This is a genomic window from Corynebacterium sp. (assembly GCF_030532715.1).
GTDB lineage: Bacteria > Actinomycetota > Actinomycetes > Mycobacteriales > Mycobacteriaceae > Corynebacterium.
The window spans coordinates 110,070-134,291 of record NZ_JAUNKO010000007.1; the positions used below are offsets into that span (position 1 = coordinate 110,070).

The following is a 24,222-nucleotide window of genomic DNA, read 5'->3' on the forward strand; positions in this document are numbered from 1 at the left end:
GAGGACTGCACAGTGAAACGTTTTCGAAGTTTGTGGCAGCTACCAGCTACGGTGGTGGCTGCCTTAGGACTAGCAATCGGCGGGGCGCCTCCAATAGCCGCGGCGCCAAACGGGCAACCTGCCACGGCCCAAGAGGTCACGTCAACCACAGCCACATCTGAGGCTGCGACGTCTACAACCGCCACCACGAGCACGAAGGCGGAGTCGGAACCGGTCGAGGAGCCAGCTGAGTTGCGCCAAAACGCCGCGCCGCAACCGGGCGCGGGCGGGCTGCACTTGGATTATTCGGTGAAGGTGTTATCTGACGGCACCCCCAATTTCGATGGCGACGATTCCGCAGGTAATGACTCCGGCCCCAACAACGGAATCGTGCGAGTCAACGATACGGTGACGTATCGGTTGAACTTCTCGGTCAACGAGGGCGTGGGGATGAACTCCACGTTCACGTTGTCGCTTCCCAAGGGGATGGAATTCGATTCGCTGCCGAGTGTGTGTCTCGCCGGCAGCGGGATCACACCATCGAGTGCGGGCGAGCCGAGCTTGCCACTGAGCGCTGGGAGCGTCAATGAGCTCAGCGAGCAAACGCTGACTTGTAATGTTGGCACCCTTGAAAGTGATTCCAAGGTCCTTGACATCACGGCCAAGGTGCTTGGTTATGTGCACAATGGTGCCGAATTAACACCAACCAGCGCCACGTTCAAAGTGGACGGTGCCCCCGAATACGTTGTCCCCGCGGATGAACTTCCGGAAGTCACGGCGTCGGCAAGCCTGAAGTGGGACATCTCCATGAACTCCATCGCGTTGGAGGAGAACACAGGCTACTTCTATGGCCCGGCCACGGAACCTTGCCCCTGGGACAACGCGCGCGTGTGCAAGCGTTCGGGGCTTAATTTGCTGGTCAGCGCGCCGACGAACGGTAAAGGTGCGATGCCTGCGATCGGCGACTTCACCGCTACGGCGGATCTTTCGTTCGCCACGATGTACCCGCACCTAACGCCCGAGCAGCTGCAACAATTGAACGCCGACAAGGATAAGTACGGTTCGCGGATCGTGTACACGGGCGGGTTTTATAGTGCCCCCGGCCCAAAAGTTGGCGCAACAGGCGTTGGAGCTACGACCACGCCGGCGAATTCCGTACGGGATTCTGGCGAGATAAGTTTTGATAAAAACAACCTTGCGGAACCCGTGGAATTCCGTATCAGCGGCGCGGACATGTCGTTGCGCAGTTATCCATCCCACGCGCTTCGCCCGGATAACACGCCGATACCCGGCAATAGGGCCTACGCCGTGTCGCACTATTTCAGCGTGTATACGCCAGTGGATACGATCCGGGATTTCGGCACGGAAGCGGGCGGTGTGCGAACCCTGCCTACGACGTATCGGTATACCACCCTGGACATGCAGGGTTTTACCGGCAACGATCAGCTCAACCTTGCCGGGCAAGACTCGTTTAATGATTACCGCACCGCCACCCCAAACATTGGCCGCAGCGGCTCCTTGAACAAGGCGTTTACGGGTGTGCCGGGGGCGGAGCGCAACATGACGCCGACCGAGTTTGCTCCGGGGTACGTGGCGCGCGGCGAAGGCCCACCCGGTGGTGCGACAATCCGCAGTGGTGGTATTACCGTGGCGCCGAGCCAAGAGGTGCTCTCCCAGCTGTTGGTGACGGGTTCCCGCCCGGATTATCCGGTAGATCAAACCGTCGTGTTGTGTGACTCCTGGGACAACAGCCGTTTGCACCTGCATTCGAAAGACGTTCCGGCGAGCGCGCACGCGGGTGCGCATTTCCAATCGCTACCTTCCCAGGGTGCTCCGGTGTGGGTTTCCGGCTACAACAACGTTAAGCAAGGCGACGGTACGCGGTGGGCGACGTCGGCAGCTGAGACGCCGAAGCTTACCGTGCAGTACTCGGCTACTCCCGGCGGTGGGGGGAAGACTTCCCAGTGTGGCGACGATTCCGGCCCCTGGTACGATGACCCCGCTGCTGTCCCGGGTAACGACGCCGCGCAACTCGCCAACGGCATTTACACCGGCGTGGCCCGTGTGCGCGTGCATGCCGTCGTGCCGGCGCCGGTGGCCAATTCGGCTGCTGTTGGCAACGGCGTTGTGCTGGTAGTGAGCTTGAACCATCGAGTTGCGGAAACCAACAACAATGTTGGCGATATCGTTCCGAACTGGGCTGCTATCAAGCTGATCGAGGGCGAGGTACCGGAGCTTCATGCCGCGATTCAAAACGCTTCCGCTTGGTCAAATTCCGGGTACAGACCGGAGGGCCATGAAGGTTCCCCCGGCGACCGCCTGATCATCGCGCTGGCGCAGGCCCGCGTGGATAAGAAGGTTCGCCGCGGCACCGAAGGCGAGTTTACTGACACTCCGCCTCAGGTCAATGGCGGCGGTAATGTTGACAGTGCTACCGGCAATATCCTGCCTCCCGACACCGTGCAATTCCGACTCACCCCGTCCCTCACCTCGGGTGCGCTTACCACTGGTATTCGCAAGGAATATTGGGTGGAGGATTGCTTACCTACCTCGCTTGATTTCGAAAGCGCTGAGCCCCGGCCGGCCCTTGTGCAAAAGATCACCAGGAAGGACGGCTCCGATACCGAAGTGGTCATGCCGGACGGTGCGAAAATCACCGGCTGCAAGGCCGATGAAACCTATGTTCGCTGGGTGTATCCGCAGCAAGAGGTCAACCGGCCTATTGAGCCGATCATCGTGACCACTAAGGTCTCGCCGCTCGCCCAGGCCGGTGTGTACAAGAACACGGTGTTGGTGTGGGCGGACGGTGACCAGAGCGACGTCAAACAACGGCTCGATTCTGCCGAGGTGCAGATCAACAACCTTGCCGGAATCAAGCTGGACAAGATCGCCCTCACCCCCGAAGTGCAGCTGAACCGCCCAGGCCAGCAGCATCACGAGCTCAACAAGTGGCAAGTTTCTCTGGTGAACACGGTGCCCAAGGGCGACGATGCCCCGGTGGAAGACCCCGACATCATCGACGTGTTGCCTAAGCATGGCGTGGCCGACTCCAATTTCAGCGGCTCGTTTACTTTCGTCTCCGCCAAGGTTGTCAATGGTGGGGGCAACGTGCGGATCCTGTACACCAAGGACCCCAACGTGAAGCTCGACCCGCGCGACCAGGGTGACACCGTGTGGTGCGACGCGCCAACGAGCGACGGCGCCGGTTGCCCCAAGGAATTGGGCGAGGTCACGGCTCTGCGTATCCAACGCCCCGGAAAGTTCGACAGCTCGGATAAGATCTCCGTGGAAATCGCCATGAAGGGCGAGGGGAACGCCAAGGGCGACGTGTATGTGAACCGCGCGTTTGCGGTGGCCAAGGGGCTGCAATTCCCGGTCGGCCCCATTGCGCGCCCCGAACGAGTCATCGAATCCTCGATCGGCGATTACGCCTGGTGGGACACCAACCGGAACGGCATCCAAGACGAGATCGGTGGCGCCCCGGAGCCACCGGCCGCTGACGTCAAGGTCAAGCTGGAAGGCACCGACGATCTTGGTAACAAGGTCGTGCTGGAGACGGTCACCAACGCCGCTGGCCGCTACCTGTTCCCGCAGCTGCGCGCCTCCGACGCGAACGGCTACACCATTACCTTCGCGGGCAAGGGCAAGCTGACCAGGAAGCAAGCCCCCGGCGCAACCCCGGACAACGATTCGAATGCGGATCCGGATACGGGAGTAGCTGATCCGGTGGTCTTGCCCGCCAACACAGAAAACCTTTCCGTCGATGCCGGATTTACCGCCACCGGCAGCCTCGTGCTGACGAAGCTGTTGCGCGGGCAGGGCGTCGATACGTACGCTCCGGGCGACGAATTTGAGTTCGATGTGCGCTGCACCTTGGATGGCAAGGAAGTGTTGCAAAAGATTGTTACGCTGACCGCGCCGAAGGATAAAACCGAGATCACGGCCGATCCGATCGTGGATATCCCAGTAGGTGCGATCTGTACCGTCTCGGAAATCAAGGGCGGCAACTCCGACCCCGGAAACCTGCCCAGCACCAGCGTGGAAATTGGGTTCGATGCCAAGACGGGTACCGGCAACGAGGAACACATCGCACTGACGAACAATTATTCGGCAGGTGTGATTCGGTTGGCGAAGAAGCTGGCCGGCGAGCCCGCAGCCATCGAAGACGCGAAGACCCGCAATTTTGTTTTCGACGTCACCTGCAAACTCGCCGCGGACCAACCGCCGGTGCTGCACGTGCAAGGCGTGACCATTACTGGTGAAAACACCGTGGAAGTGAAGGCTGAGAACGGCAGCCCGGCGAAGCTGCCCAAGGGCGCGAAGTGTTGGGCGACCGAAACTGACGCTGCGGGCGCAATCGCAACGGCTATCGATCATCACGATTTCGATTCCGGCGCCCTTGTCGACCCGGCCAATCCGGACGAACTCGCCGAAATTACCATCACCGCGACGAACACCGTGGAAAAACCGCGCGTGCCGTTGAAGGTTGCCAAGGTGCTTGTGGCGAACGGTTCGACTGGGAGCGACGAGTTCGGGATCAACTACCTCTGTTCCGCGCCAGGGCGCGACGATGCCGGTGCGGAAGTCCCCGCTGAGGGCTCCGTCAAGGTCATGGCGGGCAACGACGTCACCGTCGGTAATTTCCCGGTGGGCACAGATTGCGAACTCACCGCCGAAACGCCTCAGGATCGCAAAGGCTATACGCTGCACGTCGACCTCGGCGATCGCGTCCAAGTGGCGGCGCCCGGCGTAACCCTCGTGGCCACCAATACCTATACGCGCGACCTCGGCGCTTTCGAGGTAGCCAAGGTTATCGGCGGCGACGATGCCGACGCGGTGAAGGACAAGAAGTTCCTTGTCAACTACAAGTGCGTTGACCCCAATGGTGGCGATGAGATGTCTGGAACCGTGCCTGTTTCCCAAGCGGGTGGCCCGGCACGCGTCGCGGGTATACCCACCGGTTGGGAATGCACCGTGAGCGAGGACGAGGCGTCCGCGGAGCGCCCCCACTACACGCACACCAAGCGTGACGTGACCCCCGCAACGTTTACCGTTGCCGATGCGCACAATGCGGTAGCGGTGACGGTGACCAACGAGTACTCCCGCGACCACGGCAGCTTCAAAGTGACCAAGAAGGTCACTGGCGACGACGCTGCAACCTTCCGCGACAAGGTGTTTAAGGTGAACTACACCTGCGGCGACCAGACTGGCGTCATCGACGTTAAGGGCGACGGCGTCGCAGTCCCCGGCCCGCGGGTACCCACGGGTACGACTTGTACCCTGGCTGAAGATCTCGGCTCGGCAGCAGTGGACAATTACGCTGTCGCCCCGATGGTAACCCCCGCCGCGTTCGTGATCGCAGAGAAGGACGCAGTGACCGCGGTAGAGGTGACCAACGAATATAAGCGCGACAAAGGCGGATTGGCGCTGACTAAGCAAGTCACCGGCGACGCCGCGACCCAAGCGCCGAAGGAGTTCACCTTCGAATACACCTGCACCGGATTCCCCGCCGGCGAAACACGCAAGGCCAAGGTAACTCCGGGCAAGGTCACCCAAATCACCGATCTGCCCACCGGTACCTGCACCGTAACGGAATCAGCCGCCAACGTCGCTGGCACTGACCTCGTTACCCAGCTCAGTGTCAATGGTGGCGATGCGGTTGCCGGAAACAGTGTTGAGGTGAACGTCGAAAAGCAACAAACGGTGAGTGTGCACGCGGTGAATGATTACACTGCACACCGCGCATCGTTCGAAATCACCAAGGTTGTCGAAGCCGACGTAGACCCGGCGGACATCATCGCCAACAACGTCTACGAATTCACCTACCGGTGTGAAGGCAACGGTCAGCACGAAGGCAACCTCTACGTCCGTGCCGACGGCAAACCTGTCGCCTCGCCGGCGCTTCCGGTGGGAAGCAAATGCACCGTCGCCGAGGTGGCCGGTTCCGCAGCCGAGGCCGGATTCGACGTGGAAACCCCCAAGCCTTTCGAATTCACACTCGGTGAGAAAGACACCGTGCACAAGATCGATGCGGTGAACAAATACACCAAGCATCGCGGCACGTTCTCCCTAGCCAAGGTGGTTAACACCCCGGTAGATATCGGGGACATGTCCTACACCTTCGGTTACGAATGCACCGATGGTACCAAGGGCGAGTTGGTGATCCCCGGTGACGGAACGGCTGTGGAATCCAACGCCAACATCCAAGTAGGGGCTAGCTGCCGGGTGTGGGAAGACGTTGACAAGGCGCAACGCCCAGGGTTGTTGCTGCGGCCCGCCGGTGAAATGACCTTCACCATTGAAACGAAGGGGCAGCACGTAGCGCTCACGGCGGTAAACACCTACACCCCGCCGGTGATCCCGCTGATCCCATTGATTCCGATCGTGCCACCGCTCAACCCCGTGGTGCCCGGTCAACCAACCCCGCCCGCGAACGGAAACGTTCTTACGCAGATTGTGGAAAAGGGCAGCCAGCTGGCCAAGACCGGCGTGAGCGGGATGGTTTTGCCACTCGCCGGATTCGCATTGGTCCTTATCGCAGGAGGTGCACTGCTGATACGTCGTAAAAAGGGCTAGCGCATACGCTAGCGACCTTGTTGGTGGCTAGCAGGATTCGTTGGTGAGAAGCGTCGGCCATTCGCGTCGGCGCTTTTCGCATTTTTGCAGTACGTCGAGCTATGCAGGCTACGGAGTTTTCGCCTAGCCCCGCCGCCCGAAAAATCCGGCAATATGTGGCGCAAGTCTCACTCCATACAGTACGATGTGCTTACAAATCGTACATTTAGGAGGTTCCGTGGTTTCCAAATCCCCGTCAGACGCGGACGCAACAGACGTTGTCATTGTTGGCGCCGCTCGCACGCCGCATGGCCGGTTGCTTGGCCAGCTAGGCTCGTATTCTGCCCCCGCGTTGGGCGCAGTGGCTATTGCGGGAGCGCTCGGTGAGATACCGGCATCCGAGGTGGAGGCCGTGATTTTGGGTCAGGTGTTGCAGGCGGGCGCCGGGCAGAATCCTGCGAAGCAGGCCGCTCTTGCTGCTGGGGTCTCGCCCGCTGCGCATACGTGCACCGTGAACAAGGTGTGCCTTTCCGGCCTCACCGCGATTATCGACGCCGCGCGTCTCATCCGTTCCGGCGAGGCTACCGTCGTGGTTGCTGGGGGGATGGAGTCTATGTCCCAAGCCCCGCACTTGCTATCAAAGGTTCGCACTGGCCAGAAGTACGGCCAGATCACCGCACTCGATCACATGGCCCACGACGGCCTCACCGCAGCTGACCTCGGCATTTCCATGGGTGAATTGACGGAGCGGTTTGCGGACCGCTACCCAGTCACCCGGGAGGAGCAGGACGAGTGCGCGGCGGCATCGCACCAGCGCGCCGCGGCGGCGTGGGCTGATGGGTCCATGGCCCGTGAGGTTGTTGAGATTGCGGGGGTGTCCCAGGATGAGGGCATCCGCCCAGATTCCACGCGGGAGACCTTGGCAAAGTTGCGTCCGGCGTTCGTTCCGGACGGGTCCATCACGGCCGGCAATTCGTCCCCAATCACTGATGGTGCCGCCGCCGTGGTGTTGTGCACTCGGGGGTATGCGCACCAGCAGGGCTGGGAGATCCTGGCCACGTTGCGCGCAGTGGGGCAAACCGCCGGCCCGGACTCTTCGTTGCAGCAGCAGCCCGCGGATGCGCTTCGGGCGGCTCTGCAGCGCCAGGGCTGGGAGGCGTCCGAGCTGGACATTGTGGAAATTAACGAGGCGTTCGCCGCCGTGGTGGTGCATTCCGCTCGCGCGCTTGGGATTGACCCCGCGAAGGTAAACGTCAACGGCGGCGCCATCGCCCTTGGCCACCCGATTGGTGCATCCGGCGCCCGTCTTGTGGTCCATGCGGCGCACGCGCTGGCGGCTGGGGCGGGTACGCGCGCCGGGGTGGGATTGTGCGGCGGCGGCGGCCAAGGCGAAGCATTGTTATTGGAGCGAGGTTAGCATGGCTATTTTGACTGAAGTTCGAGGCAAAGCGGGCATTATCACATTGAATCGCCCGCAGGCGATGAACGCCCTGACCCTCGAGATGGTGCGCGAAATGCAGGCCGCGCTTGATGCCTGGCGGGACGACCCGAGCGTGGAATTGGTGATCGTTCGCGGCGCGGGCGAGCGCGGGTTGTGCGCGGGCGGCGACGTGATCAGCCTCTACCACGACGCGCGTGCCCATGGCACTCAGGGGGCAACCTTTTGGGCGGAGGAGTATCGCCTTAACCTGGATATCGCCCAGTACCCCAAGCCGTATGTGGCCTTGCAAACCGGGATCGTGTTGGGCGGCGGCATCGGCATTTCCGGGCACGGTTCGCACCGGATTGTCACTGACGATACCCGCGTGGGAATGCCCGAAACCGGTATCGGATTCGTCCCGGACGTGGGCGGCACCTACCTGCTCAACCAGGCTGCGGATCATCTGGGCACCCACCTCGCCCTCACCGGGGTGCATGTGGGCCCCGCTGAAGCGATTGCGTGTGCCCTTGCGGATTGGTACGTGCCCGCGGGCCGCATTGAGGAACTGGTCGCGGCGTTGTGCGAACACGGCGTCGATAAGCTGGGGGAGTTTACGGAGGAGTTGCCGCCCGCTTTCGGCGCGGATCGGGAAGCCATGGCGCGCGTATACGACGCAGACACCGTAGAATCCATCCTCGCGCTTCTCGACGCCACGCCGTCCCCCTGGGCCGCGGACGCCGCCCGCCGAATCCGACGCAACAGCCCCCTCGCGCTCAAAGTAACCCTCGAATCCCTCCGGCGAGCAGCCACCCAAACGCTCGCGGAAGCGTTGGACACCGAATTCCGAGTATCCATGAACATGCAACGAGGCACCGAATTCGTGGAGGGAGTGCGGGCGCAACTCGTGGACAAGGACCGCACCCCACGTTGGGCGCACGCCACCCTGGAAGACGTCACCCCCGACATGGTCGAAGCAATGTTTGCCCCCGTGGACGACCCACGGGTGGCGGAACTCAACCTTAGTGAACAGGACACCCCATGACATACGACAACATTCTGGTAGCAACCACCGGGCGCGTAGCCACCATCACCCTGAACCGGCCCAAGGCGCTGAACGCGCTTAACGACGCCACGATGCGCGAGGTCGTCGCAGCGGCACAAACCTTGGACGCCGACCCCGGAATCGGATGCATTATCATTACCGGTTCCGAACGGGCATTCGCTGCGGGCGCCGACATTAAAGAGATGTCCGAACAATCCGCGACCGGGATGTTCAGCTCCGATTGGTTCGCCGGGTGGGACGGACTCAGCGCCGTGCGCACCCCGGTAATCGCGGCGGTATCCGGCTATGCACTCGGCGGCGGCTGCGAACTCGCCATGATGTGCGACTTTATCCTGGCGTCCGAGACCGCGAAGTTTGGGCAGCCGGAAATTAACCTGGGGGTTTTGCCTGGCATGGGTGGTTCGCAACGCTTGACTCGCGCGATCGGCAAGTCGAAGGCCATGGACATGTGTCTTACTGGGCGCATGATGGATGCCCAGGAGGCTCACCAGGCGGGGTTGGTTGCCCGCGTGCTGCCGGCGGAAGGATTCCTCGACGAAGTGGCGAAGGTTGCCGAGCTGATTGCCTCGAAGTCACTCGTGGCCGCGCAAATGGTGAAGGAAACCGTCAACGCCGCGTTTGAAACCACACTTCAGCAGGGCATCATGTTCGAGCGCCGTGTATTCCACTCCGTGTTTTCCTCTGAAGACCAAAAGGAAGGCATGGCCGCCTTCGTGGAAAAGCGCGAACCTAACTTCAAACACCGCTAGCCGCCCGGCGCTCATGCGCCGTGGGCTGGCGCGTGCGCCGCAGCGTGACACGACGCACGCTGCGGCGGGGTTAACCCCCGGCGGGGGTTAACCTTTTAGCGAAGGGAAATCCGAGTCTGCGTATTCGGTGCCCACGGTGCTGGCACCCTGGTCGGTTTTATGGATCTCGTTTTCGCGGCGTCGTAAATCAACGCGGCGAATCTTGCCGGAGACCGTTTTCGGGAGTTCGAAAAACTCTAACCGGCGGATGCGCTTATAGGGGGCCAGTGCGTCGCGGCAATGCTTGAGAATCGCTTCGACGGTATCAGCGGTTGGCTCCCAACCTGGGGCGAGCGCCACGTAGGCTTTTGGCACGGCGAGGCGGATCGGGTCCGGGGAGGGGACCACAGCAACCTCAGCGACGGCAGCGTGCTCGATGACCGCGGACTCGAGTTCGAAGGGGGAGAGCCGGTAGTCAGAAGCTTTAAACACGTCATCGGAGCGGCCCACGTAGGTGAGGTAGCCGTCTTCGTCGCGCTCGGCAATGTCGCCGGTGTGGTAGAAGCCGTCGCGGAAAATCTCCTCGTTCTTATCGGGGTCGCCGTAGTACCCGGGGGTGAGGCCGACGGGTCGGGGATCGAGGCGGAGGCAGATTTCGCCGGTGTCGCCGATTTCATCCGTGGCGGGGTCGATCAGCACGACGTCGAAACCCGGGAGCGGGCGGCCCATGGAGCCGGGCTTCACAGGTTGGCCCGGGGTGTTGGCTGTTTGCACCGTGGACTCCGTTTGGCCAAACCCGTCGCGGATGGTGGTGTTCCAGGCGCGCTCCACCGTGGAAATCAGTTCGGGGTTGAGCGGTTCACCGGCGGCAACCACTTTCGTCGGGGGTGTCTTGAGGCGGGTCAAGTCGGCCTGGGCGAGCATGCGCCACACCGTCGGCGGGGCACAGAAACTGGTCACCCCCTCGATGGCCATCTTTTCCATGAGCGCCGCGGCATCAAAGCGGGCGTAGTTGTAGAGGAATACGGTGGCACCCGCGATCCACGGCGCGAAAAAGTTCGACCAGGCGTGCTTGGCCCAGCCGGGGGCGGCGACGTTGAGGTGCACGTCGGAAGGGGTGAGCCCGATCCAATACATGGTGGACAGGTGCCCCACCGGGTAGGAGGTGTGCGTGTGTTCCACAAGCTTTGCCTTGGAGGTGGTGCCGGAGGTGAAATACAGCAGCAACGTCTCATCAGCGGGCGTCGGCTCCGTGGGCACGAACTCTTCCGGCGCCTCGAAGGAATCGGAATAGCGCAACGTGGGGTGCGCGGATTGCGCGGCGGGCTCCTGGCCAACCTGGATGACGGTGAAGTCGCCGGGGACGTCTTGGAATTTCGCGGCGTCTTCAGTGCCGGACACAACCCAGGAAATCTGGGCGCGGGCGGTGCGGTCCGCTAGGTCGGCGGAGCCCAGCATGGCGGTGGCGGGGTTGATCACGAACCCGGCTTTGATGCAGGCGAGCATGGTTTCCCACAGTTCCACCTGGTTGTTGAGCATGAGCATGACGCGGTCGCCCCGCTGCACGCCTTGATCCAGCAACCAATTGGCCAGTTGATTCGAACGCCGGGAGAGTTGGTGGTAGGTGCGCCGCGTGTCCGTGCCGTCCATTTCGGAGATGACCAAGGCTTCTCGGTCCCGCGAATCTGGGTGATTTCCCAGGTAGTCGAACCAATCCAGGGCGAAGTTGAAATGCTCGAAGCGCGGCCAGGTGAATTGTTCGCGCGCGGCCGCATAGTCTTCGCGGAGGTCGAGCAATTGGTCGCGGGCGGCGAGGAATTTGGCGGTCGTGGGGCTGAGGTTGCTCATGGTGCTCCTTCTTCGCGCCGGTCGGCGCTAATCCAACAGTCCGAAGCGCTTGAGGTATGCGCTGCGCCATACCCCAGGTGCAGTGTGATGTATGTCGCAGTCTAGACGCTCGCGAGTACGAACGTATACGCAAACGTACACATCGGACATTGGGCACCCCTAAACGGGTGAGCTAGGGTTGCTGGTGGATTCCATGCATCACAAGCTGCCCAAGCTCCTTATAGGTCTGCGCAACCGGCAGGGTATCTGCGTATACGCCCTGCTGAATCTGCTGCATGGTGGTTTCGATGAGCCGAGCCACAAACTCCGCGGGCAGCGGCCGGAATTGCCCGTCCGCCACCCCGCGCCGGAGCAATTCAAGGATGCGTTGGGTTGCCGCCTGGGTATTCGTGGCGTAAATTTCCCGCGCCACCGATTCCTGCGCCAAATCCCGCATGAAGTGCGACGATGCTGGTTGCAGGGCGTCAAAAATGGCAGCGAAGTACGCCTCGAGGGCATCACGAGCGTTGCTGTGTTCGGCGAGTGAGGCTTCGGTGTGTTGGGTGATCTCTCGGAAGAAGTCGCGCACCACTTTTTGGATAATTTCGTCGCGGGAGCGGCCGAGTGCGTACATGGTGGACTTGGAGCAGTGGAGCTCTTTGCAGGCGGAGTCGATGGTGAAGTCCGCGAAACCGATGTCTAAGAACTGGGCCCGCAGGGCGTGGAATAACTCTTGCTGGCGTCCAGTCATCGTTGTGCTCACAGTGCTCCTTCGGGGGTGAATTAACGCCGTTTCGGGGGTGTTGGGGGTGGCGTTCAGGGTGGAAAGTGTGCCTGATTCCACCTAAGTCTTCCACAGCCACCCGCGGAACTGTACTATGTGAGCCAAGATCGTACTGTGTGGCGCAGGTCACTCCATCGGGGTGGCATGAACGCCGCCCCAGAGAGAGGAAGAGAATCCGATGATCAGCCCCACCGACCCCCAGTTGCTGGCCGGCGTGAAATTCCCCGACGCTGACATCTTGCACGTGGCACACATGCTGCCCGCGGACGAGCAGCAACGCTTGGCGGAACTGCACGAATTCCTGCAAACGGAGATTCGCCCGGCCGTCGGCGAATACTGGGACCGCGAGGAATTCCCTTTCGATCTCGTCCCGAAACTCGCCGAACACGGCCTCGGCGAACTGGAGTTTTCGGGGGCGTCGCGGCTCTTCAAGGGGCTGGCCTATGCGGAGGTAACGCGGGCGGATGTGTCACTTTCCGCGCTCGTGGGCATCCACAACGAACTTGTGGTGGATTTCATGGATCAGCTGGCGTCCGAGGAGCAGAAGCAAACCTGGCTGCCCGGACTGCGCACCTTTGAAAAGCTCGGTTGTTTTGGGCTGACGGAACCCGATCACGGTTCGGACATTGCGGGCGGGCTCGCCACCACTGCGGAGCGCACCGCCGACGGTTGGGTGATCAACGGCGCGAAACGCTGGATCGGTGGCGGCACCTTCGCGGACTTTGCCATCGTGTTTGCCCGAGACGTGGCGGACAAGCAGATCAAGGGTTTCATTGTGGAGCTCGACCGGGAAGGAGTGACCAAAACCAAGATCGCGCGCAAGATGGGCCTGCGCATTATGCAAAACGCGGACCTGAAGTTCGATTCCGTGCTCATCCCGCACGAAAACCTCATGCCGGGTTCGGAATCCTTCGCCGCCACCAACGTTGCGCTGTGCAACTCCCGGGCGTGGGTGGGCTGGCAGGCCGCCGGCATCCAGCTGGCCATCTTCGACCGCGCTCGCGCCTACGCACTCACCCGGGAGCAATTCGGCCGGCCGCTGGCGAAGTTCCAGCTGGTGCAGGAGCAACTGGCTCGCATCTTGGGCAACACCACCGCCACGCTCGGCATGATGGCGCATATCGCCCGCCTGCAGGAAGACGGCAAGTTCGATATGCCGCACGCCGCGTTGGTGAAGGCAACGGGCACGCGCCTCGCCCGGGAGTCGGCGCAACTAGGTCGCGCCATGGGCGGCGGCAACGGGATCCTCACCGAGCACGAGCTGTCCAAACTGCTTGCGGACGCCGAGATCCTCTACACCTATGAAGGCACCTACGAAATCAACTCCCTGATCGTCGGCCGCGCCGTCACCGGGGTTTCCGCATTCGTCTAACCAGCCGACACCACACCCGGCACCACAAGGAAGTAAAGGAACGACACAATGCAACTCACCAACGAGCACGTGGTCTTTATCAGCGGCGGCGCGTCCGGCCTCGGGGCGGAATCGGCACGCCAGTTCGCTGCCGCGGGGGTCAAGGTCGTGGCGGCGGACCTGCACATCCCGGAGGAACAGACCCCCGGCGTGCACTATATTCAAACGGACGTTACGGACGCCGCCCAGGTCGCCGCTGCCGTTGCGGAAGCCAGCACCCTCGGCGAATTGCGCTGCGCCATTGCCTGCGCTGGCATCGCCCCCAGCATGCGCATCGTGGGCCGCAGGGGAACCCACGATCCGGACTTGTTTGCCAAGGTGATCAGCATTAATCTGTGCGGCAGTTTTCACGTGTTGGCCGCCGCCGCGGAGGCAATGTCCCAGCTGGAACCTATCGACGCCGAGGGACAACGCGGCGTAGTCATCCTCACAGCCTCCGTCGCAGCGTTCGAAGGGCAGATCGGGCAGGCAGCCTACGCCGCCTCCAAGGGAGGGGTGCATGCGCTCACGATTACCGCCGCCCGCGACCTCGCCTCCCAAGGTATCCGCGTATGCGCAATCGCCCCCGGCGTGGTGAACACCCCGATGATGGCCGCCATGCCCGACAATGTGCGCAATGAGCTCGAGCAGCGCGTGCCGTTCCCGCAGCGCATGGCGCACCCTTCCGAGTACGGTAAGTTGGCCCGCGCCATCGTGGATAACAATTACCTCAACGGCGAAACAGTGCGTCTCGACGGCGCGCTCCGCATGCAACCCAAATAGCCCCCCGGCCCCTACTGGAATGGCACCAACCCCCAGTAGGGGAACACCGCCCGCGAGGTGGCGATCATGGAGGGGTCGGGGGAGTGCGTCATCACGTGGCCGGGGTCAAACGCCGCCAAATCCGGCAACGCATCCAGGTCACCTAAGGTGCGGGAGGCGCGGCACGCCACCGCAGACTCCCACCCATCCGGCATTCGGGTGGCGGGGTTAAGCTCCACGCCCGCCACGGCCGCCAACACCTGATTCCATACCCGGGCGACCGAATCCCGTTGGTAGCCGCCGCCGCCCAACGCCACCCACCTGCCAAAGGCGAATCGATCCGCCCAATTGGCCAGCGAACGGTACGCCACCGCCAATGCGTCCGCGGAAATCCGCAGGTGGGTAAGTGGATCCTCGCGGTGCGGATCCGCACCATGCTGGCTGATAATGATCTCTGGGCGGAATCGCTGCAATACCGCCGGAACAATACTGTGCACATTGCGCAACCAGTCTACGTCGCTCACATTGGTTTCCAACGCCACATTCACGGCGGTGCCATACGCACTCGGCCCGCCGATATCCCCCGCGTGGCCAGTACCAGGAAACAGGTAGAGCCCAGACTCGTGGACGGAAATGGTGACCACCCGTGGATCGTCCCAAAACACTCGCTCCACGCCGTCACCGTGGTGGGCGTCTAAATCGATGTACGCCACCCGGCGCGCCCCGTGGTTCAGCAACCATTGGATTGCCACCGCGGCGTCGTTTAGCATGCAAAACCCCGACAACTCAGCAGCTTGGGCGTGGTGCAAGCCGCCCGAAATATTCACCGCGCGACGTGTCCGGCCCGACCACACCGCGTGGGCGGCCGCAACCGTGCCGGCCACCACGCGGGAAGCCACCGCCGGCAAGTGCGGCACCAGCGGATTATCCGAAGTACCAATCCCAAACTCCGGCGCCGGCTCACCCCGCCGCAACGCCGCCAAGTATTCGGGCGTATGCACGAGCTTTAGCAAGGCCTCGTTCGCCGGCGGTGGTTCCACAATTTCGAACAAATCCAGCAGGCCCAAATGGTCCGCGAGCTGCATGGTCAACCGCACCCGGTCCGGGCCCATCGGATGGCGCTTGCCAAAGCTATAGCGCTCTAGCTCCTCATTGTGAATCAGCAGCGGGCGCATCACACCGACCTCGCAAGCGGGTCCCGATGCCGCGGCAACGCCGCCACCCGCAGCCGCGCGCCCACCACGTGCGTATCTTCGGCTGCGGCAATCACCGGGGTCAGTTCTACTTCAACCACCTGCGCGAACTCCTCCTTGAGTTGCGCCAGCCGTACCAACAGCTGCTGCACAGAATCCAACCGGGCAGGTCGGGTGCCGCGGTATCCATGCAACAGGGGAGCAGCGTGTAATTGCTCCAACATTCCCGCGGCATCCGCCAGGCGCAGCGGTGCCGTCCGCCACGCCCGATCCGCCAGCAAGTCCGAGCTCACGCCCGAAACTCCGACCGATACCATTGGGCCCAAGACCGCATCTTCCAGCGCTTTTACGCTGAGCGACACCCCAGCCGCCACCGTCGGTTGCACTACCGGGCGTAGCCCCGCGGCGTCTGCGCGTTCCGCCAGCCCCAACTCCACGGCGGTTTCCCCGAGCAGGCGCCAAGCCGTGGCGAGCTCTGTTGTACTGGCGATATTTCGGTGGATGGTGGAGAGCTCGGGCCGCCCCCGCACCGGGTCCGCGGTGGCCTTGAGCACCACGTTCCAACCGAAGAGTTCGGCAGCTTGTTCAGCTTCCTCGAGGGTGGTTACCTCCCGCCACGGGACCAGCTCAACACCGTACGCCGCGAGAATCGCCTGCGTTTCCTCGTCCGTTGCCCACCTTCCTTCGGGGGTTTCGCGAAGGATCTCGTCCACCGCCCGCTGTACCGTGTGCTTCTCCCCGGCGACGGGCTGTTCTTCCACAATGTCGGCGGCCTGTACCTCAGCCCGCAACCGTTGATTTCGCACAATCGCCGCAAGGGCCTCCAGCGCGTCCGCGTACGCGCCGAACGTAGGTAATTGGCCCTCGTGTTCGGACTCCTGTTGCGTTGCGACATCGCGGAACCCAACGAACACACCAACGATCGGCGTGTTTTCTCCCGCGGCCGCCAAGCGGGACAACCCGCCATGAACCTCATCGAGAATCGGGTCCCCGATCTCCACGGCGGCTACCACGACGGCGTGCGCATCAGGATCCCGCAGCGCATCTTGCGCGGCCTCCAGCAGACCCGGCACCGGATTATCCGTCACGGTCACGGCATGGGGCTGCAGCCCGAACCGCAGCGCCGCTTGCGCCATTTGGTCACTCAAGCCCGCTGAATTGGAAATCACCGTCACGTTACCGCCGCGCGGCAGTGGTTGGCGCGCCAAAATCTGCGCAATATCGAACATGCCATCCCGCCTGGTGACCACAATTGCCCCAGTGCGGCTAATCACCTCATCAAGCGCCGCCGGTGGGGCTACCGGGCGCGGATCCGCCTGCGCGGTGGCGTGGTGCGTGCTGGGGGCGTGGCGGGCCGAATGCAATGCCCGCGACGGGGTGAAGATGACGATGTGTTTTTCCAGGGCGAGGCGGCGCAGCACCCGGAAGAATTTCCGCGGGTTTCCGATGGCATCCAGGGAGATAAGGCATACCTCGGTAGCGTCGTCATCGATCCAATACTGGATCACATCGTTGGCGGTGACGTCCGCAAACGCACCCGTGGCAACGAAGGAGCTGATCCCGCAGCCGCGCTCCACCGCGTGGGAAAGCACCAACGTGGCCACGCCCGCCGACTGGGTAAAAATGCCGGTACTACCGTGCGCGGGAGCCGGGGCCGGGGAGGCATTGAGGCGGATCTTCGGATCCGAATTAATCAACCCCAAGGCCGCTGGGCCCAATGCGCGTAACCCGTGGGCGCGGGCTAGGGAGACGAAATGCACCTGCTCATCTGGGGTCAGGGCTGGGTTGTGCCCGCGCGCCAACACCAACATCCCGCGGGCATTCTTCGCTGCGGCAGCAGCTAACAATGGCTCGAGCTCCGCCGCATCGTATTGGGCGATGACCAAGTCAATTTCCCCAGAGATGGCTTCCAAATCCGCAGCGGCCCCGCCGGATTCGGGAGTCGAGGCGGCGAGGATGTGCAATTTCTCGTTGAACGGGGCGTCGACAAGCTGTGCGATGATGGTGCGCATGCGGGAGAGGTCGCCCACCACGGCGATGGACTCTGGGCGCAGCAGCCGGCGAATGGAGGCGGCCTCCGACTTCCGCTCACGCTGCTGCATAACGTCGAAGGAACGTTCGGTTGGGTCGATGGGGAAATCGACGCTGATAAAGCCGTCTTCAAGCTGGGGCTTTACCTCGTAACCGGCGCGAACAAACACCTGCACCATCGCACGGTTTTGCGTCAGCATTTCCGCAAAAAACCGCTCTACGTTATTTTCTCGGCCGACCTCAGCGAGGTGCTCCAAAAGAATATTCGCAGCGCCCTTGCCTTGGTAGCTGTCCTGCACCAAAAACGAAACATCAGCCACGCGGGACGGCAGAAACGCGTCTAGGACGCGGTAGTGGGCCGTGGCCACAATCTGGTCATGCGAACAAATGAGCAGGGTGACCTGGTTGTAGTGGTCAATGTCTAGCCAGGAATCCAAGTCTTGATCGCTGAGCGTGGGATGCGCGGAGAAAAACCGCAAATACTTCGACTTATCGGACACCCGTGCGTAAAACTCGACGAGTCCTTGGCGGTCCGCGGGGTGCGCAGGGCGAAGCACCGCAATGCTGCCATCGGCCATGACAACGTCCGCCTCCCAGGAAGAGGTCGATGCGTTCGAAGCGGTGGGCTGGCGTTCGGTGGGGTGGGGCATGTGGCGCTAAACCTCCCGGTAGTAAGGTGACGCAAGTTTCAACACGGCTACATTAGTGATCTAGGTTACTGCAAGTCTGTGCGGTGAGGATGCGGAATTTGTATTTCGGGCAAGCCATGGGGTAGGTTCACTCATCGAAGTTTGATCGGCGCGATGCCGAGTTCAAGTTTCACCGAAGACCGTTGGTTGCCCCGCAGATGTGCAGGGCCGAAGGGATCCGCGCAAAGACGGATACAGCCCACGCAGGAGGACTTGGAGCATTCCCATATTTGTATGTGATGCGCCCTGTACTCTTGGCGGATCAAATACATACGTTTATGAGGAAGGAGGCGAAGTAATGGCAAACGCAAAGAACATTGCTGCCGTAGCAGAGCTCAAAGCCCGCTTCGAAGCTACCGACGCTGTTGTGTTGACCGAATACCGCGGGTTGACCGTGGCTCAGACCACTGAGCTGCGTCGCGCGCTGGGCCCGGATGTCACCTACTCCGTCGCCAAGAACACCATGATCAAGCTGGCCGCTGAGCAGGCCGGCATCGAAGGTCTGGATCCTGTACTCACCGGCCCCACCGCTGTCGCCTTTATCTCCGGCGAAGCTGTGGACGCCGCGAAGGCGCTGAAGAAGTTCGGCAAGGATAACAAGGCGTTCGTGGTCAAGGGTGGCTACATGGACGGCAACTTCCTGAGTGCGGAACAGGTCGACGCCATCGCTGAGATGGACAACCTGGAAACCACCTACGCGAAGATCGCCGGTGCCATCAATGGCAGCTTGGCAAACACCGCAGGTCTGTTCGACGCGCACGCTTCTCAGCTGGCACGTCTGTTCGCTGCGTACGAAGAAAAACTGCAGGGCGAATAATTCAGCCCCGCTTGCTATTACCCCAAACTTTTGGGCGCTCCATTGCCGGGTGTGACAACAAAATCACAGGCAGTGGGCGGTGCCCACAAAATTGAAAGGATTGCCACCATGGCTAAGCTTACCCCCGAAGAGCTCATCGAAGCTTTCAAGGAAATGACCCTCATCGAGGCTTCTGAGTTCCGCAAGCTGTTCGAAGAGACCTTCGACGTTACCGCTGCTGCTCCGGTTGCAGTTGCTGCTCCTGGCGCTGCCGGCGGCGACGCTCCTGCTGCGGAAGAGAAGGATGAGTTCGACGTCGTGCTCGAAGACGCTGGCGCCAAGAAGATCGGCGTGATCAAGGCTGTCCGTGAGCTCGTTTCCGGCCTGGGCCTGAAGGAAGCCAAGGAACTCGTTGAGTCCGCACCGAAGGCCATCATCGAAGGCGCTTCCAAGGACGACGCTGAGGCCGCCAAGACCAAGCTCGAAGAAGCTGGCGCTAAGGTTTCCCTGAAGTAATTCCACGTTTGTATACGTGTTCCCCGCTTACCCGAGGTAGGCGGGGTTTTCGCGTATTGGCCTGCGCCCGCGGGTTTTAGGCCTGCAGAGAGTTGAGCGCTTCCGCGAGACCCTTTGCTATCTCTTCGGTGCGTTGCTCGGGGTCGCCGTCGTGCGCGCTGGAGAAGAATTGGAACTCGACTATGCGGTCGCCGAATGTGGTGGCGCAGATGCCTTTGTGCGTGTCGGACTGGGTGGGGTCCGTGCCTTCGCTGCATTGGAATGTGAAATTGTGGGCGCTGATGGAGCGGGTGGGGAAGCTGAGATTCATTTCCGTGAGGTAATTATCGATAAACCCTTCGCGGACTTCGGCTTGGTCCTCGCCGACGATCGGAGGGTCTCCAAGGATGGCGCGGACGCGGAATTCCTGGGTTTCATCGGCGTAGAAAATAATCGCAGTGTTATTGGGATTATCCACTTCTTGCGATTGCCGAGGCACACCCGCGATCGATTCAGGCAGCTCCAGGAATGCTTTATTCGCCAAGCTTGGGGAGCTTATTGTCGTTTCGGTGCTGCTGGTTGATTCGGTGGTGGCCGATGTGCTGCTGGCGGCGGTGGTTTCGTCCGAGGATGTGGGAGGCAGGCCGCATGCGGAGAGTGCCAGGGGTGCTGTGAGAAGCAGGGCGATGCTGAACGTGGTTTGCGAACGAGCGTTTTTCATAGGTGAAGCTTATCAGTGGGGGTTGTGCTGCGCATGGCCTGCGGCTGGATGTGGCCTGTGTGTTGCTTGCGGGCCGGTATGAACAATGTGCTGCCAAACGGCTAAAATGTGCCTCATGCTGCCAAAATCCAGAATTGTTTCAGCGCTGCTTGTTGGGCTCGGCGTCGCCCTACTGATTGCGGGCTTAGGTGCTCCGGGGTGGTTAGCGCCTGCGGGGCGGTTGCCTCTGGATTTTCCGGCGACGACGCTGACGCTTCGCGACGCCTCGGCTACCGTGCCGGATCCGAAGGAGGAGCGCGCCGTGGAAACCCCAGTGGTGAAACAAATTCACGTGGAGCTTATGGAGCCTTCAGACGCTACCTCCGTCACTGTTCGAGTGGGAACCACACTGCTGCGCGATAGCAAGTCTGCGGATAATGAGCGTTTGATTGGCGCGGAGGTGTGGAGCTACCGCATGGATCGTGATACTGGCGAGGCGGTCGGGGACGGCACGGTCGCGTTCTCGCCCGCAGACCCGGTCGCGCAGGTGCCGTTGGAGGGGGTGTGGGTAAAGTTTCCTACCTCCACGGAGGTAAAAGTGTTCGATCCCACCTTGCGGAAGGGATTCCCGGCTACGGAGGCTGAAACCACGGAGGTGTTTGGTAGGCAGGCGCGGGTATTTGTGCAGCGTGTGCCGGCTACTAAGGTCGGAGACGATCCCGCACTAGAGTTCCCCGAGGAGGATGGTTCAGTCACGCCGCTGTTCTTCTACCATAAGGCCGAACGGAAATATATGGTTGACCAAGCCACCGGAGTCGTGTTGGATGTGCACGAAAGCATTCTTGATTTCTATGGCACGGAAGATGGTGAGCAACGCCAGACGGTGATGGAGTTTGAGGGCAGCGGTACCGAGGACTCGGTCCGCGCGCTTGCCGAGTCGGTCAGTGGGGTTTCAGACGGTTCGTGGACACGCATGGCGCTGTATGGAGCTACTGTACTTGGCGGGATATTGGTACTGGTTGGAATCGTCGGAGTGTTCGGTTTGTGGGATCGCCGCGAGTTGAAGCATCGGAAGATGCGGCGCCGGTTACGGTCCTAACCTGACGAGGGGCTAAGTTCACCCCACCCCATTACCTTTACATCCACTGTGGTTTGGTATAGGCTATTTCGTTGCGCTGGAATCCGTGTCCACGTATTGTGTTCAGACCTTGATCAGATGGGCGAAAAACCCGACTTGACAAGGTCCTTTAGCGCTATCCGCGGCACGTTGGTTCCTAAAGCAGACCGAATGCTCAATAAATCAGCGGTCGGCGGCGGCCTAACCCACTTGAAGGGTCGTCGTTTGTCCGCGTGAGGTGCTGGAAGGACGCATCTTGGCAGTCTCCCGCCAGACCAAGTCAGTGGCCGAAATCCCCGGAGCTCCGCAGCGATACTCGTTCGCTAAAATCACGGAGCCAATCGAGGTTCCGGGTTTACTCGACCTACAACTGGAGTCTTTTGCATGGCTCATTGGCACGCCCGAGTGGCGTGAGCGTATGAAGGCCGAAGCGGCCGAGGGTACGCGGGTGACCAGTGGCCTCGAGGATATCCTCGAGGAACTGTCCCCAATTCAGGATTATTCCGGAAACATGTCTTTGTCACTCTCGGAGCCCCGCTTCGAGGATGTGAAGAATACTATCGATGAGTGTAAAGAAAAAGACATCAACTATTCAGCTCCGCTGTATGTGACTGCGGAGTTCGTGAACAACGAAACGGGTGAAATTAAGTCCCAGACCGTGTTCATCGGCGATTTCCCGATGATGACGGACAAGGGCACCTTTATTGTCAACGGCACTGAGCGTGTCGTGGTTTCCCAGCTGGTTCGCTCCCCGGGTGTGTACTTTGATCAGTCGATTGATAAGTCCACGGAGCGCCCGCTGCATTCCGTCAAGGTCATCCCTTCCCGTGGTGCCTGGCTGGAGTTCGATGTGGACAAGCGGGACACCGTCGGTGTCCGCATCGACCGGAAACGCCGCCAGCCTGTCACCGTGCTGTTGAAGGCACTGGGCTGGACAACTGAAGATATTGTGAAGCGCTTCGGCTTCTCCGAAATCATGATGTCCACCCTCGAAGCTGACGGTGTGTCCAACACGGACGAGGCCCTGCTGGAGATTTACCGCAAGCAGCGTCCCGGCGAGCAGCCTACCCGCGACCTTGCGCAATCCTTGCTGGATAACAGCTTCTTCCGCGCCAAGCGCTACGACCTGGCAAAGGTCGGTCGCTACAAGATCAACCGCAAGTTGGGATTGGGCGGGGACCGCGAGGGTTTGATGGTGCTCACCGAGGAAGATATCGCTACTTCCATCGAGTACTTGGTGCGCCTGCATGCGGGTGAAACCACCATGTCTTCGCCCACTGGGGAAACCATCCCGGTGGAGGTCGACGACATTGACCACTTTGGCAACCGTCGCCTGCGTACCGTGGGTGAGCTGATTCAAAACCAGGTGCGTGTGGGCTTGTCCCGCATGGAACGCGTGGTGCGCGAGCGCATGACCACCCAGGACGCGGAGTCCATTACTCCGACGTCCCTGATTAACGTGCGCCCAGTGTCTGCCGCTATCCGCGAGTTCTTCGGCACCTCCCAGCTGTCCCAGTTCATGGACCAGAACAACTCGCTGTCCGGTTTGACGCACAAGCGCCGCTTGTCGGCGCTGGGTCCTGGCGGCCTGTCCCGTGAGCGCGCCGGCATCGAGGTGCGCGACGTGCACCCCTCGCACTATGGCCGTATGTGCCCGATCGAAACCCCGGAAGGCCCGAACATCGGCCTGATCGGGTCGTTGTCTTCCTACGCGCGGGTGAACCCCTTCGGTTTCATTGAGACCCCCTACCGCAAGGTGGAAAACGGCAAGCTCACCGAGCAGATTGATTACCTCACTGCCGATGAGGAAGACCGTTACGTGGTGGCTCAGGCGAACACGCCGTACGACAAGGACGGCAACATCACCGAGGAACGCGTGGTGGTGCGCATGAAGGGCGGCGACATCGAGGTCGTCGATTCTTCCCGTATCGAGTACATGGATATTTCCCCGCGCCAGATGGTGTCGGTGGCTACCGCCATGATTCCGTTCCTTGAGCACGATGACGCGAACCGCGCCCTGATGGGCGCGAACATGCAGCGTCAGGCCGTGCCGCTGGTGCGTTCCGAGGCGCCGTTTGTGGGCACCGGCATGGAGTTGCGCGCCGCCTACGACGCTGGTGACTTGGTGATTTCCAAGAAGACCGGCGCTGTGGAGAACGTGTGCGCCGATTTCATCACCGTTATGGGTGATGATGGCATCCGCGACACCTATATGCTGCGCAAGTTCCAGCGCACGAACCAGGGTACTTGCTACAACCAGAAGCCGCTGGTCAACGTGGGCGACCGCGTCGAAGTCGGCCAGGTTATTGCGGATGGTCCCGGCACCGCCAACGGCGAAATGGCGCTGGGCCGCAACCTCCTGGTGGCGTTTATGCCGTGGGAGGGCCACAACTATGAGGACGCGATCATCCTGAACCAGCGCCTCGTGGAAGAGGACATCCTCACCTCGATTCACATCGAGGAGCACGAGATTGACGCTCGCGACACCAAGCTGGGCGCCGAGGAAATTACCCGCGAGATTCCAAACGTGTCGGAAGAGGTGCTCAAGGACCTCGACGATCGCGGTATCGTCCGGATTGGCGCCGACGTTCGCGACGGCGACATCCTCGTTGGTAAGGTCACCCCGAAGGGTGAGACGGAGCTGACCCCGGAGGAGCGCCTGCTGCGTGCCATCTTCGGCGAGAAGGCCCGCG

Annotated in this window: 15 protein-coding genes; 10 read left to right on the forward strand and 5 right to left on the reverse strand. The window is 61.5% G+C overall.

The window, feature by feature from the left end; all coding sequences use genetic code 11:
• The first annotated feature begins 12 nt into the window (after positions 1 to 12).
• The 4 genes from Q4D83_RS11550 to Q4D83_RS11565 all read left to right on the forward strand — a co-directional run bounded on the left by Q4D83_RS11550 (position 13) and on the right by Q4D83_RS11565 (position 9,766).
• A complete protein-coding gene (locus Q4D83_RS11550; RefSeq protein ID WP_303175454.1) occupies positions 13 to 6,555 on the forward strand; it encodes a DUF5979 domain-containing protein in 6,543 nt (2,180 codons plus the stop codon).
• A 217-nt stretch (positions 6,556 to 6,772) separates the two neighbouring features.
• Entirely contained in the window at positions 6,773 to 7,951 is a 1,179-nt protein-coding gene (locus Q4D83_RS11555) for an acetyl-CoA C-acyltransferase (protein ID WP_303175455.1), read from the forward strand.
• 1 nt (position 7,952) lies between these two features.
• Complete coding sequence (locus Q4D83_RS11560) at positions 7,953 to 8,996, forward strand: enoyl-CoA hydratase/isomerase family protein (RefSeq protein ID WP_303175456.1); 1,044 nt, start codon at positions 7,953 to 7,955, stop codon at positions 8,994 to 8,996.
• A complete protein-coding gene (locus Q4D83_RS11565) occupies positions 8,993 to 9,766 on the forward strand; it encodes an enoyl-CoA hydratase (RefSeq protein ID WP_303175457.1) in 774 nt (257 codons plus the stop codon). The genes Q4D83_RS11560 and Q4D83_RS11565 overlap by 4 nt, the downstream gene beginning before the upstream one ends.
• 87 nt (positions 9,767 to 9,853) lie before the next feature.
• Here the strand turns inward: Q4D83_RS11565 and Q4D83_RS11570 are convergent, their stop codons facing one another.
• Positions 9,854 to 11,593, reverse strand: coding sequence for an AMP-binding protein (locus tag Q4D83_RS11570; RefSeq protein WP_303175458.1), 1,740 nt, complete (start codon positions 11,591 to 11,593; stop codon positions 9,854 to 9,856).
• A 172-nt stretch (positions 11,594 to 11,765) separates the two neighbouring features.
• The gene (locus Q4D83_RS11575; protein ID WP_303175459.1) at positions 11,766 to 12,335 is read right to left on the reverse strand and encodes a TetR/AcrR family transcriptional regulator; all 570 of its coding nucleotides are present in this window, start codon (positions 12,333 to 12,335) and stop codon (positions 11,766 to 11,768) included.
• A gap of 199 nt (positions 12,336 to 12,534) precedes the next feature.
• Between Q4D83_RS11575 and Q4D83_RS11580 the strand changes: the two genes are divergently transcribed.
• Together Q4D83_RS11580 and Q4D83_RS11585 are read left to right on the forward strand one after the other, a co-directional pair.
• A complete protein-coding gene (locus tag Q4D83_RS11580; protein WP_303175460.1) occupies positions 12,535 to 13,728 on the forward strand; it encodes an acyl-CoA dehydrogenase family protein in 1,194 nt (397 codons plus the stop codon).
• Positions 13,729 to 13,776: 48 nt separating this feature from the next.
• Positions 13,777 to 14,529 (forward strand): SDR family NAD(P)-dependent oxidoreductase, encoded by a 753-nt coding sequence (locus tag Q4D83_RS11585; protein ID WP_303175461.1) that lies wholly within the window; start codon positions 13,777 to 13,779, stop codon positions 14,527 to 14,529.
• Positions 14,530 to 14,540: 11 nt separating this feature from the next.
• On the opposite strand, the gene Q4D83_RS11590 is transcribed toward Q4D83_RS11585, so the two are convergent.
• Both Q4D83_RS11590 and Q4D83_RS11595 read right to left on the reverse strand, forming a co-directional pair.
• On the reverse strand, positions 14,541 to 15,683 hold the full coding sequence (locus Q4D83_RS11590) for an acetoin utilization protein AcuC (RefSeq protein WP_303175462.1): 1,143 nt from the start codon (positions 15,681 to 15,683) through the stop codon (positions 14,541 to 14,543).
• On the reverse strand, positions 15,683 to 18,382 hold the full coding sequence (locus Q4D83_RS11595) for a GNAT family N-acetyltransferase (protein WP_303175463.1): 2,700 nt from the start codon (positions 18,380 to 18,382) through the stop codon (positions 15,683 to 15,685). Before Q4D83_RS11595 ends, Q4D83_RS11590 begins: the two co-directional genes overlap by 1 nt.
• Positions 18,383 to 18,719: 337 nt before the next feature.
• Between Q4D83_RS11595 and rplJ the strand changes: the two genes are divergently transcribed.
• Together rplJ and rplL are read left to right on the forward strand one after the other, a co-directional pair.
• Positions 18,720 to 19,238, forward strand: a complete 519-nt coding sequence (gene rplJ / locus Q4D83_RS11600) for a 50S ribosomal protein L10 (RefSeq protein WP_303175464.1) — start codon at positions 18,720 to 18,722, stop codon at positions 19,236 to 19,238.
• Between the two features lie 108 nt (positions 19,239 to 19,346).
• On the forward strand, positions 19,347 to 19,733 hold the full coding sequence (gene rplL / locus Q4D83_RS11605; protein ID WP_303175465.1) for a 50S ribosomal protein L7/L12: 387 nt from the start codon (positions 19,347 to 19,349) through the stop codon (positions 19,731 to 19,733).
• A 76-nt stretch (positions 19,734 to 19,809) separates the two neighbouring features.
• Here rplL and Q4D83_RS11610 read toward each other — a convergent pair whose 3' ends face one another.
• Complete coding sequence (locus Q4D83_RS11610) at positions 19,810 to 20,433, reverse strand: hypothetical protein (RefSeq protein ID WP_303175466.1); 624 nt, start codon at positions 20,431 to 20,433, stop codon at positions 19,810 to 19,812.
• Between the two features lie 115 nt (positions 20,434 to 20,548).
• Here Q4D83_RS11610 and Q4D83_RS11615 point away from each other — a divergent pair, with 115 nt between their 5' ends.
• The gene (locus Q4D83_RS11615; protein ID WP_303175467.1) at positions 20,549 to 21,511 is read left to right on the forward strand and encodes a DUF3068 domain-containing protein; all 963 of its coding nucleotides are present in this window, start codon (positions 20,549 to 20,551) and stop codon (positions 21,509 to 21,511) included.
• Between the two features lie 256 nt (positions 21,512 to 21,767).
• On the forward strand, positions 21,768 to 24,222 hold a 2,455-nt coding region (gene rpoB / locus Q4D83_RS11620), incomplete at its 3' end, for a DNA-directed RNA polymerase subunit beta (RefSeq protein ID WP_303175468.1).

Excerpts from the sequence above, each read along its gene's own strand:
- Q4D83_RS11580 (WP_303175460.1), top strand. The coding sequence starts at position 12,535 with ATGATCAGCCCCACCGACCCCCAGTTGCTGGCCGGCGTGAAATTCCCC.
- Q4D83_RS11595 (WP_303175463.1), bottom strand. The coding sequence starts at position 18,382 with ATGCCCCACCCCACCGAACGCCAGCCCACCGCTTCGAACGCATCGACC.
- rplL (WP_303175465.1), top strand. The coding sequence starts at position 19,347 with ATGGCTAAGCTTACCCCCGAAGAGCTCATCGAAGCTTTCAAGGAAATG.
- Q4D83_RS11590 (WP_303175462.1), bottom strand. The coding sequence starts at position 15,683 with ATGCGCCCGCTGCTGATTCACAATGAGGAGCTAGAGCGCTATAGCTTT.
- Q4D83_RS11610 (WP_303175466.1), bottom strand. The coding sequence starts at position 20,433 with ATGAAAAACGCTCGTTCGCAAACCACGTTCAGCATCGCCCTGCTTCTC.
- Q4D83_RS11615 (WP_303175467.1), top strand. The coding sequence starts at position 20,549 with ATGCTGCCAAAATCCAGAATTGTTTCAGCGCTGCTTGTTGGGCTCGGC.
- Q4D83_RS11570 (WP_303175458.1), bottom strand. The coding sequence starts at position 11,593 with ATGAGCAACCTCAGCCCCACGACCGCCAAATTCCTCGCCGCCCGCGAC.
- Q4D83_RS11565 (WP_303175457.1), top strand. The coding sequence starts at position 8,993 with ATGACATACGACAACATTCTGGTAGCAACCACCGGGCGCGTAGCCACC.
- Q4D83_RS11585 (WP_303175461.1), top strand. The coding sequence starts at position 13,777 with ATGCAACTCACCAACGAGCACGTGGTCTTTATCAGCGGCGGCGCGTCC.
- Q4D83_RS11560 (WP_303175456.1), top strand. The coding sequence starts at position 7,953 with ATGGCTATTTTGACTGAAGTTCGAGGCAAAGCGGGCATTATCACATTG.
- rplJ (WP_303175464.1), top strand. The coding sequence starts at position 18,720 with ATGGCAAACGCAAAGAACATTGCTGCCGTAGCAGAGCTCAAAGCCCGC.